Below are 13,925 nucleotides of genomic sequence, written 5' to 3' on the forward strand. Positions count from 1 at the left end.
TGATGACCACCCGCTTGTTGCGTTATCCAAACCTGTCGCTGTTTGCCTTGCTCACTGCGGTTGCGGCGTTGCCCGGGTGCACGGTCGGCCCCGATTATCGCGGAGCGCCGGAGGTGGCCAACGGCGCGGTACATGCCGGCGCGTTTGTGCGTGCGCCGGTCAGCGGCGTGACCACGACCCACGCGCCCAGCCGTTGGTGGGAGGAGCTTGGCGATCCGCAATTGAATGCCTTGATTGCGGCGGCGCTGGCGAACAATCCGGATCTGCATGCCGCGCAAGCGCGTCTGCGCGAATCACGTGCACAGTTGCAACAGCAGCGTGCGGCAGAGATGCCGACCGTGTCGGCCGATGCTGCGGCTTTCCGCACGCGCGAGCCGGACCTGTCGGGTCTGATCCAGCAGCAGTCGACCAGCACATCGACGGGGCAGGCCACGCAGCCGTCGAGCACGTCGGAAGGGCGCGGCCCCTTGCAGTTGTATAGCGCCGGTTTCGATGCTTCCTGGGAAATCGATCTGTTCGGCGGAACGCGCCGCGCCATCGAAGCCGCCTCCGCGCAAGCGCAGGCGGTCGATGCGGATCTTGCCGACACCCAGGTCTCGCTCGCGACCGAAGTGGCGCAGGCCTATATCGATTTGCGCAGTCAGCAACAGCGTCTGGCCTTGGCCAACCAGTCCGCCGAACTCGAGCAGAAGACGCTGTCGCTGATCCGGCAGCAGCGCGCGCGTGGCGTCGTGACCGATACGGATGTCGAACGGCAAACCACGCAGGTGGAAACTACCAAGGCCACGCTGATTCCGTTGGACGAGCAAATCACCGAATCGCTCGATCAACTTGCCGTGTTGACGGGACAGGCGCCCGGTGCGCTGGATCAAATGCTTTCAACCACAGCGCCTTTGCCAGGTTTGCCTGCGTCCGTGCCGGTGAATGATCCGGCCGCGCTGCTGCAACAGCGTCCGGATATCCGTGCAGCCGAACGCCGTCTGGCGGCCAGCAATGCGCAGATCGGCCAACACACGGCGGATCTGTTTCCCAAGGTGACCATGCTGGGCTTTATTGGCTCCAGCGCGGCCAACCCTGGGCACTTGACCGGCAAAAGCGCTTTCACCTGGCTGGGTGCGCCTTACCTGCAATGGGACCTGCTGGATTTCGGGCGTACCCGCGGCGCTATCCGTCAGGCGCAGGCCGGTCGCGATGAGGCGGCCGCCAACTACACGCAGGCCGTGCTGGCTGCCTTGCAGGACGCCAACAATGCGCTCTCGCGCTACGGCCATCAGCGTGACAGCGTCGAGCGTCTGCAGCAGATCGAAGCGTCGGCTGACCGTTCGTCGACCTTGATGCGTCAACGCTACCAGGCCGGCGCATCGTCACTGATCGATCTGCTGGATACGCAGCGCGTGCAATTCACCGCGCAACAGAATCTGGTGCAGGGCAGGGCGGATCTGCTGAAGGACTTTGTGTCCCTGCAAAAGAGCCTGGGGCTGGGCTGGGTTTCACAGCAGTAACGCGGTCAAGCACTCCGTGCGATGCACTGGAGCGTTGTTCGCATCACCTTTTGGGCCGTCATTCCCGCTGGCACGGAAATGACGGCCAAAGTCCCGATGCATGCTGCGCGGTTACGCAGCGGCTTGCTGCTCTTCAGCCGCTTTGGTGATTTCCAGCAGGCTCGCGGCGGCCTCGGAGGCCACGCGCTTGGGCCAGCTGTCCTGGATATGTTCGGCGACCAGGCAAGGTTCGCCCGCGCGGCATTGTGAGCAGGTCTGGTTGTGCAACTTCAGTTCTTCGACTACCGATTCGATCATGGCTGATTCCCCCATGGATGGGCCGGCATGGACGGCCGGATGCCGGTATACGGCTCGGTCACCAGCCTTATCGGCTGCCGGCCGGTTTACTTGAGCATGATTTCCGGAGCATGTTTCGTGCCAGGGTGGCTCAGATCACCGCGTCCGTTCCCCACAGCGCTTCCATGCTCACGCTCATGTCGAGTTCGTCCAGATCGACCACTTCGCTGATCGCATGTGCGCCGACATCGCTGCGGCGGCGGATGGGCGTGGTGACGCGAAAGCCGTCGTGGGTGGTGAGGGAGGACACCTGTGGCGTAAGGCTGTCGGTGCCGCGATGCGTGACCACCGCGATGCTGCCATTGCGAAGCCGCACGCCGGTGCCGGGCGGGTAGATGCCCAGGGTCTTGATAAAGCTGGTGGCAATTTTTTCGTCCAGCCGCGCGCCTTCATTGAGATAAAGCCAGCGCAACGCGACGTTGGCCTGCAAGGGTGGCCGGTAACCGCGGCCGACCACGCGGGCGCAATACACGTCTGCCGAGGCCAGCAGGCGTGCCGGCAGGCCAATCGCCTCGCCGCGCTTGCCCCCGGGATAGCCACTGCCATCGGACCGTTCATGATGGTCCAGCACTGCTTGCAGCCAGAGCGTGTCAGTGACGCCGCGCTCCTTCAGTATCGTGACGCCGCGTTCGCAGTGCTGGCGGACCTCGGCATGCTGCGTGTTGCTCAAGGGGCCGTCCACGGAGAGTAGTTCCTGTTGCAGCTCAAGCATGCCGATGTTCATGGTCAGCGCCGCGGCCATGATCGAACTTCGTTCCGTAGCGCCCACTTCCAGCGCGGTGCCGACCAGCTCGCAGGCGATGGCGGTATTGACCATGTGGCGCGTGGCGTAAGCGCCTTCCCGTTGCAGGACGATGGAGGCGAGCGACAGGTCCGCATTGGCAACGCAGGCGTGTTGCAGCAGCTCGCTGATGCGCTTTATCTCGCCGGAGAAATCCCTATATCGCGCATCGCTCAGCAACGCATGCAGGCGGTGCCTTGCTGAAAGGATCGAAGCCAGCGGGCGACCTGACGCAGGGCTGTCGTCGACCACGCCTGTGCGAGCGTTAGCGGCAACGCCATCATTGAAGTAGGCCACGCGGACCAGCCGTTCCACCGACGAGGCGGTGGTGAGCACATGGCCGGCACGCAGCATAAGCTTGCCGCGCTCATCGTAGGCATCGTAGGGCAGCGGTTGGCCGATCTCTATTTCGCCCGATTGGATCGGTCGCATGGATGGCAGCCCCCTAGCGCCAGCAACATGTGATCGGCGTTGGCATGCCGCATTTCAAAGCCTTGGCCAGGGTTCACCTGGTCGCTTGGCTCTTCGCAAGATTATCGGCTGGCCTAGTAATAACTTGAGGGTCGGCAGCCCAGGGGCCGCCGACAAAACGTCGCCGGTGATGGTGATACGGGATGGACGATGCGCAAGCGGCGGAGTGTAAATGCACCTGCATGACAAAGCCGGGTATTCGTCGTGTCCGCTTCGTTGTCGCCCAGTTGCTTTGTCGGTGCGCCTAAAAGCGCGCTCCGTCAGAAATAGACAGCATGGTGTGGAAAACCAGCGATGATTTTTTGGAAGCGGCCGCCGCGCTTTTTTTTCGCTGTAGTTCCTGAAGTAATCGCTGATGCTGTGCTGCAAATCAACACGCACCGATAACGTGATGCATGCGATCCACCGCAAATACATGAAGAGCCGCTGTACGTTCTCTGTACAGAATCATGTCGTCGTGACGTGAACGATGGTGTGGATGGCGTGCTCAGTCAGCGTCGATTCGTATCGGCGCAATACCATCGATATCCAGGATCCTTGGTAAATCACCGGCACCATCTCTTCTTCATAGGCTGAAAGGGAGCCACGACATGACCAAGCTCTTGCTGGCAACGATGATGATCACTTGTTGTATCTCGCTCACTGGCTGCGGCGGCTCACGGGCAATTGCCCAGAACAATGAAACGTGCGGCAAACAGCTCACCGATTTGCAGACGGCGCTGAACTCGGGCGCCATGACCCAGGATGAGTATGCTCGGGCGCGCGCCGAAGCGATCAGGCGCTGCAATCAGGACTGACATACGGCTGTGATCGTGATGGCGTCAGGCCGTGCCGGGCTGATCGGCCTGACGCCACATCCTTTTCATGCGCCGCAGCAAGGCGTCTGCTACAAGCCCTCGCGTTCAACCGAAAGGCATGGGATATGCATGCCCTGTGCAGCGGATCTAAAGCTTGGGGCGGGATATGACATTCGCACGCATTGATGATGTAGGCCGAAGCGCGCTGGCGCTTTTCCTTTGGCTGAGTGCCGTAACGCTGAACATGGCGGCGATGCTTTGGTTCGGCTTTCAGGGGTTGAAGTGGCTGCACGACGGTTATTGGACGAAACAGCCCACCGTCATGTTCTGGCTACGCGAATTCTGCCCGGGCTGGTGCACTTTTTTGAACAATCCGCACTCCTGGTATGGGGCCGCCAAGGTGGCGCTGGTCCTTTCCGAGCTGCCTTCCAGTCTGGCGCTGGTTTTGCTGGGCACGATCTGCGCGGTACTGAATGTGTCGGTCTGCGACCGCCGGCCCGAGGCGCCCAGGGTCACAAAGTCACAAACTGCGGCATCTTTTTGATGCGTTGACGAACAGGCCAGGGTCAGGCCTCCATGCGGTTGCGTCCCTCACCATGGCGCGCCACTTCGAACCGGCAAGCGGTAAACGCGTGGACCTCGTGCCTGCCACCCCTGACCCCATAAAACAGCCAAATGTGTAAAGTCGGCCGCTCCGTTATCCAAGGGTGAGTGGCGCATGGTGAAGGTTGTCGGGGGAAGGCGGGCCATGTTCTGGCTGGCTGCGAGCATGGTGTGGTGGTCGCCAAGTCTGCTGGCCGGATCGTCGCCAGCGCAGGCAGCGGCAGCCACGGTTGAAACGCAGCGTCCGCTTGATCAGCCCCAGTTGCCGCCAGGTCCCGGGCCGAGCGCGCAAACCATCAAGGCCTGGCAGGATCGCAAGTTCGGGATGTTCATCCACTTCGGCCTGTATTCCATCGCAGGCGGCATGTGGGACGGGCGGCGCATCGACAACGGCTATAGCGAGCAGATCCTCGCGAATGGGCCGATACCGCCCACGGCGTATGAAGCGCTGGCGTCGCGTTTCGATCCCGTGCATTTCGATGCGGATGCCATCGTGGCGCTGGCCAAGGCAGCCGGCATGAAGTTCATCGTGATCACCGCCAAGCATCACGACGGCTTCAATCTGTTCCAGACGGCGCAGACGACCTACAACACCGTCGATGGCACGCCCTATCACAAGGACGTCGTCAAGCAGCTGGCCGATGCGTGCGCACGCGCGGGTCTGAAATTCGGTGTCTATTATTCGACCATCGACTGGCATCACCCGGGTGGAAACACCTATATCGATGGCAACAGCAATCCGATTACATCCGCCCAGGAAGCCTTCAATGTGGCCCAGCTCAAGGAACTGATGAGCCACTACGGCCCCATCTCCGAAATCTGGTTCGACATGGGCAAGCCGACGCCCGCGCAAAGCGCAGACTTCGCGCAAACCGTGCACGCCTTGCAGCCGCAAACCATGATCTCCGGACGCGTGTGGAACTATTACGGCGACTTCGCGGTGATGGGCGATAACGCCGAACCCGACGTGGCGATGGAACTGCCCTGGCAAGCGCCGGCGTCCATGTTTCCGGATACCTGGGGATACCGCTCATGGGAGCAGCGCACCGATCTTCCGGGCAAGATCCGCGAAAAAATCACGCAGCTGGTGCGTGTCGTCAGTCAGGGCGGCAACTACATTCTCAATATCGGTCCGGAAGGCGACGGCTCGGTCGTGCCCTACGAAGCGCAGGTGCTGCGCGGCATGGGCACATGGCTGAAGCGTAACGGTGAGGCGATTTATGGCACGCGCAAGCAGCCGTTCCGCGCACTGGATTTCGGCTATGCGACGGTGGGACCCAAAGCGATCTACCTGTTTGTTGCCAAGCTGCCGCCGGATCATCAGCTGCGTTTGCCCGGGCTTGCCGATACTGCGTTAGGTTCCGCCTATCGGCTTGGCGCGCCAGCGGACAAGGTGACCATTCAACGCGATGGCGCGGACGTCCTTGTTTCCCTGGATCATCTGGCTCACTGGCCGATGACGGGTGCCGGTGGCGCCAACGTCGATACGTTCATGCCCGTCGTCGTACTGCCGCTCGAAGGACCGCTGCATGTTCGACCGCCATCGCTGGCTGCAGCGGCGGATGGCAGTTTTCATTTGCAATCTGCGCAAGCCGAGCACTATCTCAACTACAACGGTGAAGGCTATGAAGCCCCGGATACCTTGTACAAGTTGAGCTGGCAGCTCGACGCAAAAGCAAAGGATTACGCGCTGACGATCAGCTACATGCCTTCACCTAAATCGGCGCAGATGGATCTGTGGGTCGACGGACAGCGCTATCCCTTGAATCTGGAGGGTGTTGCAGCGGGCACGCCGCAGGCTGCCAGCCAAACGGTGCTTGTGCATCGAGATCGCACTGCCCACCCTTATGCCATGCAAGTGGAACTTACCCCGCATGCCCCATTCGTGAAGGGCAGTGTGCTTCCGGTTGCGGTGCAGTCGGTGGCATTGTCGCCACGGCCCTGAATGCGGCTAGCATGTGGGAACCCACTCTCCTGTGCGGGAGTGGGTATTGGCGGCGCAAAGTGAAGTCGCGGAGTTAGTCAAGAAAGTCCAGGCCATACAGACATCGGCACCCTTGGAGCTGCTCGTTCTCATGGAAATAGTCAATCTGAAAGATCGCCTCGACTATGTGCCGGAACTGGTCAAACTTCACTTCGATGCTTGGGGCTATTTACAGCCGGAAGAGGATCTGGACCAGCGCATGGCGCGCATGACCCAGATGTGCCGCGCATCGCACATGCCCAGGATTTTTATCGCCCTCGATGCGGGGACGTTGATCGGCTCCGCCGGGATCAAGGCCACGGACGCTCTGTTACCTGATCTGGATCTGACACCTTGGTTGATGGGCGTGTACGTAAAGGCGCAATACCGGTCACGCGGGATCGCCGCCATGCTGGTCAGCCATGTCGAGCAGATTGCCTTGGATATGGACTTTTCAGTGCTGCATCTGTGTACGCATGACCACGAGGCGTACTACCGGAAGCTTGGCTATGAAATCCTGCACACCAGGGAATCGGCTGGAGAAATGATTTCTATCATGGTTAAGCAGTTGCGTTAGTGTGCGGCAAGCCTGGTTACCAATGCCGTTTGGAAATCTCCAAGGCCGCGACTAAACTCCCGGAAACAGCGCACGAGGAGAGGAGTGTGTCTTCCACCATTTCGCAGCCAGTTGTGGCGAAATTAACCCGTTCGGCCATTTTCCTCGTCGTGACCTTGAAGCCGGAGCCGCAGCATCGCCAGACGGTGCGGGCGCTTTGTGGCGATCTGGCGGGTCTGCTTCGCGCGGTGGGTTTTCACGACATCGAGGGACTTCTGTCATGCGTGATGGGTTTTGGCTCGGAGGCCTGGGATCGGCTGTTCGGTGAGCCGCGGCCGAAGGATCTGCATCCGTTTCGCGAGATCCAGGGCCAGCATCACGCGGTGTCGACGGCGGGGGATATCCTTTTCCATATTCGCGCCAAGCGCATGGATTTATGTTTTGAACTGGCCACGCAGATCATGTCGCGGCTCGGCGATGCGGTTGCCACGACGGATGAAGTGCACGGGTTTCACTACTTCGATGACCGCGATCTGATCGGTTTTGTCGATGGTACGGAAAATCCGGTGGATCAGGCCGCGATCGATGCGGCGATCATTGCCGACGAAGATCCCGGCTTTGCCGGTGGAAGCTATGTGATCGTACAAAAATATCTGCATGACTTGCGTGCCTGGAATGCCGTTCCTACCGAGCAACAGGAAAAGATCGTCGGCCGGGCCAAGCTCTCGGATATCGAACTGGACGATGCCGTCAAACCTGCTTATGCCCACAATGCCCTGACGACCATCGTCGAGGATGGCAAGCAGCTGGAGATCGTGCGCGACAACATGCCGTTCGGCGATGCGGGCAAAGGGGAGTTTGGTACTTACTTCATCGGCTATGCGCGATCTCCGCACAGAATCGAACAGATGCTGCACAACATGTTCGTTGGCCGGCCGCCGGGTAATTACGACCGTCTGCTCGATTACAGCAAGGCCGTTACCGGCACTTTGTTTTTTGTACCTTCGGCAACGTTCCTGGAAAATGTCGTGGCGAGTTGAGGCGCGGCTTTGCCGCGCGCCGGAAGCTGGCGCGTTACGATAGCCGGCTGCGGTGGTTCGCCCTCGATCCAGGGCGGACTATGTCGTTTCTGGGATTCGTCATCCACACCAGGAGATTGTTGTCGTGTCGCATTATTCCGGTCCTCTGCTTACGCGCCCAACCGCGGAGATGTTGTTGGCTGCGCGCGATGCTGGTGCAAGCGAGTGGAACGGTTCGCTCGATTTGGGACGATCAAGTGGCAGTGCGCCGTTGCAGAAAGACGCCTGGCTTTGGCAGGGCCAGCTTTACCCGTATCCGCACAAGCTGAAAGACCGCACGATCTATTATTGGGATGGTGACGAGTTTGCGCCGGTGTCGCGTTTTTCCGGCTCGCTGATCAAGCTGGTGCCCACCGAATGGGGCGCGCCCACCTTCGAAATCGACGGCATCAAAATGTTGCCTACGGCGAAAGATTCCCCGCTCGAGGATGCGCGCCGCAAGGTCGCCCTGGTCGAGCCGCGCGGCAAGGTGTTGCTGGATACCTGCGGCGGTCTGGGCTATTTCGCCGCTTGTTGTCTGGAGGCTGGCGTGGCGCGCATTCACTCGTTTGAGAAGAACCCCGGCGTGTTGTGGCTGCGCACCCTCAATCCGTGGTCACCGGATCCGGATGTGCCCAGCAACGGCGGCCGCCTGCAACTCACCCATGCGGATGTGTCGCAGGCGGTCATGCAGATTGCCGACGCTTCCGTCGATGCGCTGCTGCACGATCCGCCGCGCTTTGGCATCGCGGGCGAGCTTTATTCGCAAGTGTTCTATGATCAACTTGCGCGTGTGCTTCGCCGCGGTGGACGCCTGTTTCACTACACCGGCAGCCCCAACAAGCTGACCAGCGACCGCGACGTGCCGCGTGAAGTGGCAAAGCGCTTGGAGAAAGCCGGCTTCAAGGCACAGCCGGCGCTGGATGGTGTGTTGGCGATACGGCGCTAGTCCTTGCGCACCTTTCCCTCGGCGCTTCGATCTGGAGTCTTCTTCGCCAGGGTATCTCCTATCCGGCTCACGGCACCCTCCACGCGTTGGGCCAGATAATCAAAACAATAGGCGAGCCGGTTGCGGCCGATGATGACATCCGGATTGCCTTTGCTTCGCCGGGCGGCGACGGAGGCGAATAGACGAAGTTCGTCGCGCACGAGGCACAGGGTTTCGTAGGCGTCTTCTGACAGCGTATAGCGCTCGCGAGGAAGTTTGCCAACGGGTGTCTTGGATCGCTTGTCCATGATCATATCTCCTTGATGTAAAGGGTGTTTTTGACCGCTTTCGGGGTTGCCGGCGCGGGCTTGTCGTGCCGGTCGCCTGCCAACAGTTTGTTGTTTTTCCTTTAGTCGTAAAATAGGTAAAAAGCTGATTTTCGCGTAACCGTTGGACGAGTAATAACGTCGTCGCCGGCCTAACAAGGGACGGTTATGAAGCGGAAGGGTATCCATTCAGCAGAGCACAGGGAGCTGGTGAACCTGCTTTTTGATATGCGTCGCGCGGCTGACATGACGCAAGCGGAGGTTGCTGACGCGTTGGGCCGGCCACAGACCTATGTGTCGGCGGTGGAAGTGGGGCGCCGGGGTGTGGACGTGGTGCAGGTCCGCGAGTTTTGCGCCGTTTATGACGTGGCCTTTTCCGATTTTGCCGTGAACTACGAGAAACGCCTGAAGTCGTCGGCCAGCAAGGAACGGCCGCCAAGGCTTTCCACGCGCAAGCGGGGCGCGAGCAAGAAGACCGCCAAGCTGAAAACGGGCAAGGGCGCGTCGAAAGCGAAATAAGTGCGAAATTATTTTCGATCGCCGCGCGATTGAGCCTTTCATCCGATTGCCCGGCAATTCAGGCGATCAGGCAATTTTCCCGCAGCATTGGGCATCGTCCTGCCATCTTCACGGGCCGACAATCCAACGGCGCTATGCTTGCTCCTGTTTCAGGGATCGATGACGGGGAAACGGCATCTCATCTTTCGTCGCGGTAATCAGAGAAGGGTCATGGCTAAGCATTCTGTCGTGCTGTTTTTGTCGTCCCGTCCACTCGGTCTGGTGCTCTTGAGTGGTTTTCTCGGTTGGCTGGCGAGTCCTGTGTGTGGCGCAGCCGATACCACCGCATTTCATGACGTACCGAGTGCGGCAGCTGCCGTTGCGAATCCTTATGGCGGCCAGCCCGCAGCGATCAGCGCAGGCGGGCAGCTCTACGCAAAGAATTGCGCCAGCTGCCACGGCGGCACCGGCCAGGGCACGGGCAATATTCCCGCCTTGGCACATGGCGCCACCCAGCAAGCGAGTGACGGCGCGTTGTTCTGGTTTATCACCAAGGGGGCAGTCAACAACGGCATGCCGTCGTGGGCCGCGTTGCCGGAACAACAACGCTGGCAGATCGTCGCTTATCTGAAGGCCTTGCCGACCGTAAAGGCGGCGCCCACGTTGCAAAACACCAGCGCTGGATCGGCGATCACAACACCGCCACCGCAGCCGCCGTTTACCGATTTCCGCTACGAATCACCCGGCAATGTGCGCAAGATTACGCTGAGTGATCTGCCGGCGCCGTACGCGACCCAGTCTGCCGGTAATGCGCCGACCATGGCGCCACGTCCGGCCGGCGTGTTGCCGCTGGCGCCGAAGGGTTTCAAGGTCAACTTGTATGCCCATGGGCTGGATACACCGCGGGTCATTCGTGTGGCACCGAATGGCGATATTTTTCTGGCCGAAAGCGGCAATGGGCAGATTCGCATCTTTCGCGGCATGACGGCCGATGGCAAGCCACAACAAACCACCGTGTTTGCCACCGGCCTGAACCGGCCTTACGGCATCGCGTTTTATCCGCTCGGGCCGAATCCACAATGGGTGTACGTGGGCGATACCGATGCCGTTGTCCGCTTCCCGTACCGTAACGGCGACCTGCATGCGCGTGGCGAAGCCCAGCACATCGTGGATTTGCCGCACGGCGAAGGGCACTGGACGCGTGACGTGGCTTTCTCGCGCGACAACAAGACCATGTATGTCGCGGTAGGCTCCGGCTCCAATGTGGACGATCCGGACACCACGCCAGCCGAAAAGGATCGCGCGGATATCCTGGCTTTCGATCCGGATGGATCGCACATGCGCATCTACGCCTGGGGCATCCGCAATCCCTCCGGCATTGCCATCGATCCCGGCAATGGGCAGCTCTGGACCACGGTGAATGAGCGCGATGGCCTGGGCGATAACCTGGTCCCCGATTACATCACCTCGGTACGCGAGGGTGGTTTCTATGGCTGGCCGTGGTGGTATATGGGCTCGCACCAGGATCCCCGTCATGCGGGCAAGCATCCGGAGTTGAAGGACAAGGTGATTACGCCCGATGTGATCTTGCAGCCACATAATGCGTCGTTGCAGATCACGTTCTACGAAGCCAATAACTTCCCCGCTGAATACAAGGGCGATCTGTTCGCGGCCGAGCACGGCTCGTGGAATCGGTCCACGCGTGTGGGGTATGAAGTGATCCGTATTCCGCGGCATCACACCAGCAAGGCGACCGGTGAATACGAGGATTTCCTGACCGGTTTCGTATTGCCGGATGGACGCGTGTGGGGACGGCCGGTCAGCGTTACGGCAGCGCCGGATGGTTCACTGTTGGTGACAGACGATGGGTCCAATTCGATCTGGCGCGTTGATTACGTTGGAGCGAAACAGTAAGGGGTCGAGTTAGTGCCTGCAACGCGTGCTCGCTCTTCCCAAAGGGAAGAGCGAGCCGGGGCTGAGGCATCTAAGCATCGCTCGATCTATCGATCATCCACAGCCTGATCCGATGCGTCACAAACATCACCAGCGTAAGCGCCGATAGGCCGATAAGAATCCCCAGCAAGCGCACGGCTGGCGGCGATGCATCGGTGGACCAACGCTGGTCCTGCACGAAAGTCATGATGAAGCCGATGCCGAACTGGGTGCCCAGATAACTGGTGGCGGATGAACCCGCTTGCACATGCGCGGCCAGCCACACGCCCGCAGCCAAGGTAAGCATGCACAGCCACGGCATATTGCCGATGATCGGCAGCAGCATCAGTGCGAACAAAGCAGCAGTCATGCAGCCCAGCGCACGATTGGCCATGCGCAGGCTGACCAGATCGTCCTCACCCTTTTTGCGCAGCAGCGCCGGAAGCGGAACCAGCAGCACTGCCGTAACCGAGATCAGTGTCTGCGGAAAGGAAGGCAGATCGCGGTGGTAGGCAAACAAGCCCAGCACGCCGATGGTGATCGCGCCTTGCAAGGCCTGCAGGGCGCGGAGCCTGCGCATCTTCCAGTCGTGCCGGTCGAGTGCGGTGGCGGTCTGGGCGGGTGGCGTAAGCACAAGGGATGCGGCGCTTGATTCGTCTTCGTCATCGTGTGCTTGCAAATGGCGCCACGCACGGTGGGCGAAGTGCGTCGTGGTGAGAATCAGCATCGATGCGCTGATGCCGGTGGCGACATCACACACCCGGAGCAAGGCCAGTTCATAGATTTTCAATCCGGTCAGCTGATGCGCTTCGCTCAGCACCAGCAGCGCTGTCACCGTGCCGAGAATCCACGCGTAGCTGCGTGGCGAACCGATCGCGCGATACAGGCCCAATCCTGCAAACAGCGCCAGCAACAGCGCAAACAACAGCTGGGATTGTGGCAGCAGGCTTATCGATAGCGCACTCAAGCCGGCGCCGGCCAACGTTCCGGCGATACGGTCAATGGCACGCCACCAGGAAACATGCAGGCTGCCGCGAACCACCACATAAGCGCTGATCGCGACCCACCAGCGGTCCTTCAGGTTGAACAGGTCGGCCAGCCACACCGCCAGTACTACCGCGCAGACGGTCTGGGCACAGAGCAGTGCGCGTGGCCCCGTCGGCCGCAACTGCGACAGTTCATCGCCCAGGCCGCTGGCGCTCTGGCGAAAGAAGCGGGTTATGCGTGCACTTACCGCCGCGTTGGATGTCATGGCCGGGCCTAAGGATGCTCTGATCAATTCTGCGTAGGCGTCACCGGCTCTGTCCGTTCGCAGGCCGCAGGACCGTCGGCGAGGGCAGACCGGCTGTCTGTCGAGACGACGGGCCGTACGCGGAGAGAGTACATGGATGTACTCGGCTTTGAGGAGCGAGGAAGGCATGTGGGCGGACAGAGCCGGCCCCAACGTATTGAATTTAAATAATGACGGGGTGATGTCCAGAAGGCTCGCAGGCTGTGCCGCGCGTCTTGGCAAGACAGCCAGTCTTCCCGGCGCCGCGCAACACAGCCTGCGAGCCTTCTGGACATCATGCCGCCTGCGCAGAATTGATCAGAGCATCCTTAGGGGTTTGCTGATGATAGGCCGAAGCGGGCCGGCTCAGGATGCGCGCAGATCCAGTGACATGAATACGCTGTTCGAGTCGGCCGCATAGTCGCCAAATGGCGGGCAGGCGATAAAGCCGTGGCGTTGGTAGAACGCACGGGCCGGTATGAAGTAATCCCAGGCACCGGTTTCGAGATTGAGCCTGGAAAATCCGCGCGCGCGGGCCACGTCGATGATATGGCGCAACATCGCGCTACCGGCGCCAAGACGGCGTGCGAACTGCGCCGTATGCATCGATTTCACTTCGCCGTCTTCTGCGCTGAGTTGCCGCAGGGCGCCGACCGCCAGCAACTGCTCTTCCTGCCATGCTGCCCAGAAGCTGATATCCGGGGTTTGCAGGCCGGAGATATCCAGGGCGTGCGCACTTCCGCGTGCGGTTTGTGCGCGGGCGCTGGTCGCGTGGATATTCAGCAGCTCGATGACGCGTGGATCATGCAGGTCACCGGGGATAATGCGCATGGGGGCTCCATAGCACCAGGTTGCTCAGGAATAACGCGCTGGGGCCTTTCAGCGCCTGGCGGCGGTCCTTCCG

At 60.6% G+C, this 13,925-nt stretch carries 14 protein-coding genes; 9 read left to right on the forward strand and 5 right to left on the reverse strand.

Going from position 1 to position 13,925, the window contains the following annotated elements:
• The first annotated feature begins 2 nt into the window (after nucleotides 1-2).
• Nucleotides 3-1,502, forward strand: coding sequence for an efflux transporter outer membrane subunit (locus ISP19_RS00870; RefSeq protein WP_204678601.1), 1,500 nt, complete (start codon nucleotides 3-5; stop codon nucleotides 1,500-1,502).
• Between the two features lie 111 nt (nucleotides 1,503-1,613).
• Here ISP19_RS00870 and ISP19_RS00875 read toward each other — a convergent pair whose 3' ends face one another.
• Both ISP19_RS00875 and ISP19_RS00880 read right to left on the reverse strand, forming a co-directional pair.
• Nucleotides 1,614-1,799 carry a hypothetical protein gene (locus tag ISP19_RS00875; RefSeq protein ID WP_204678603.1) on the reverse strand — a complete coding sequence of 62 codons (186 nt, stop codon included), beginning with the start codon at nucleotides 1,797-1,799 and terminating at the stop codon, nucleotides 1,614-1,616.
• A gap of 130 nt (nucleotides 1,800-1,929) precedes the next feature.
• Nucleotides 1,930-3,051, reverse strand: a complete 1,122-nt coding sequence (locus ISP19_RS00880; protein ID WP_204678605.1) for an HD-GYP domain-containing protein — start codon at nucleotides 3,049-3,051, stop codon at nucleotides 1,930-1,932.
• Nucleotides 3,052-3,680: 629 nt separating this feature from the next.
• On the opposite strand from ISP19_RS00880, the gene ISP19_RS00885 reads away from it, so the two are divergent.
• The 6 genes from ISP19_RS00885 (at nucleotide 3,681) to ISP19_RS00910 (ending at nucleotide 9,016) form a co-directional block, all read left to right on the forward strand.
• Complete coding sequence (locus ISP19_RS00885; protein WP_204678607.1) at nucleotides 3,681-3,887, forward strand: hypothetical protein; 207 nt, start codon at nucleotides 3,681-3,683, stop codon at nucleotides 3,885-3,887.
• 166 nt (nucleotides 3,888-4,053) lie between these two features.
• Nucleotides 4,054-4,431 (forward strand): hypothetical protein, encoded by a 378-nt coding sequence (locus tag ISP19_RS00890; protein ID WP_204678609.1) that lies wholly within the window; start codon nucleotides 4,054-4,056, stop codon nucleotides 4,429-4,431.
• Between the two features lie 174 nt (nucleotides 4,432-4,605).
• Nucleotides 4,606-6,435: an alpha-L-fucosidase gene (locus tag ISP19_RS00895; RefSeq protein ID WP_239556316.1), complete on the forward strand. Its 1,830-nt coding sequence runs from the start codon at nucleotides 4,606-4,608 to the stop codon at nucleotides 6,433-6,435.
• A gap of 46 nt (nucleotides 6,436-6,481) precedes the next feature.
• Nucleotides 6,482-7,030, forward strand: coding sequence for a GNAT family N-acetyltransferase (locus ISP19_RS00900; protein WP_204678611.1), 549 nt, complete (start codon nucleotides 6,482-6,484; stop codon nucleotides 7,028-7,030).
• Between the two features lie 86 nt (nucleotides 7,031-7,116).
• Nucleotides 7,117-8,049 carry a Dyp-type peroxidase gene (locus ISP19_RS00905; RefSeq protein WP_204678613.1) on the forward strand — a complete coding sequence of 311 codons (933 nt, stop codon included), beginning with the start codon at nucleotides 7,117-7,119 and terminating at the stop codon, nucleotides 8,047-8,049.
• A gap of 124 nt (nucleotides 8,050-8,173) precedes the next feature.
• The gene (locus tag ISP19_RS00910) at nucleotides 8,174-9,016 is read left to right on the forward strand and encodes a class I SAM-dependent methyltransferase (protein ID WP_204678615.1); all 843 of its coding nucleotides are present in this window, start codon (nucleotides 8,174-8,176) and stop codon (nucleotides 9,014-9,016) included.
• Here ISP19_RS00910 and ISP19_RS00915 read toward each other — a convergent pair.
• Nucleotides 9,013-9,303: an XAC0095 family protein gene (locus tag ISP19_RS00915; RefSeq protein WP_204678617.1), complete on the reverse strand. Its 291-nt coding sequence runs from the start codon at nucleotides 9,301-9,303 to the stop codon at nucleotides 9,013-9,015. The genes ISP19_RS00910 and ISP19_RS00915 overlap by 4 nt on opposite strands.
• A gap of 186 nt (nucleotides 9,304-9,489) precedes the next feature.
• On the opposite strand from ISP19_RS00915, the gene ISP19_RS00920 reads away from it, so the two are divergent.
• Nucleotides 9,490-9,840, forward strand: coding sequence for a helix-turn-helix transcriptional regulator (locus tag ISP19_RS00920; protein WP_204678619.1), 351 nt, complete (start codon nucleotides 9,490-9,492; stop codon nucleotides 9,838-9,840).
• 210 nt (nucleotides 9,841-10,050) lie between these two features.
• Nucleotides 10,051-11,733 carry a PQQ-dependent sugar dehydrogenase gene (locus ISP19_RS00925; protein ID WP_239556321.1) on the forward strand — a complete coding sequence of 561 codons (1,683 nt, stop codon included), beginning with the start codon at nucleotides 10,051-10,053 and terminating at the stop codon, nucleotides 11,731-11,733.
• A 70-nt stretch (nucleotides 11,734-11,803) separates the two neighbouring features.
• Here ISP19_RS00925 and ISP19_RS00930 read toward each other — a convergent pair whose 3' ends face one another.
• Nucleotides 11,804-13,003: an FUSC family protein gene (locus ISP19_RS00930; RefSeq protein ID WP_204678621.1), complete on the reverse strand. Its 1,200-nt coding sequence runs from the start codon at nucleotides 13,001-13,003 to the stop codon at nucleotides 11,804-11,806.
• Between the two features lie 384 nt (nucleotides 13,004-13,387).
• Nucleotides 13,388-13,852, reverse strand: coding sequence for a GNAT family N-acetyltransferase (locus ISP19_RS00935; RefSeq protein ID WP_204678623.1), 465 nt, complete (start codon nucleotides 13,850-13,852; stop codon nucleotides 13,388-13,390).
• Between the last annotated feature and the right edge of the window lie 73 nt (nucleotides 13,853-13,925).

Source organism: Dyella flava, from assembly GCF_016904955.1.
GTDB classification, from domain to species: domain Bacteria; phylum Pseudomonadota; class Gammaproteobacteria; order Xanthomonadales; family Rhodanobacteraceae; genus Dyella_B; species Dyella_B flava.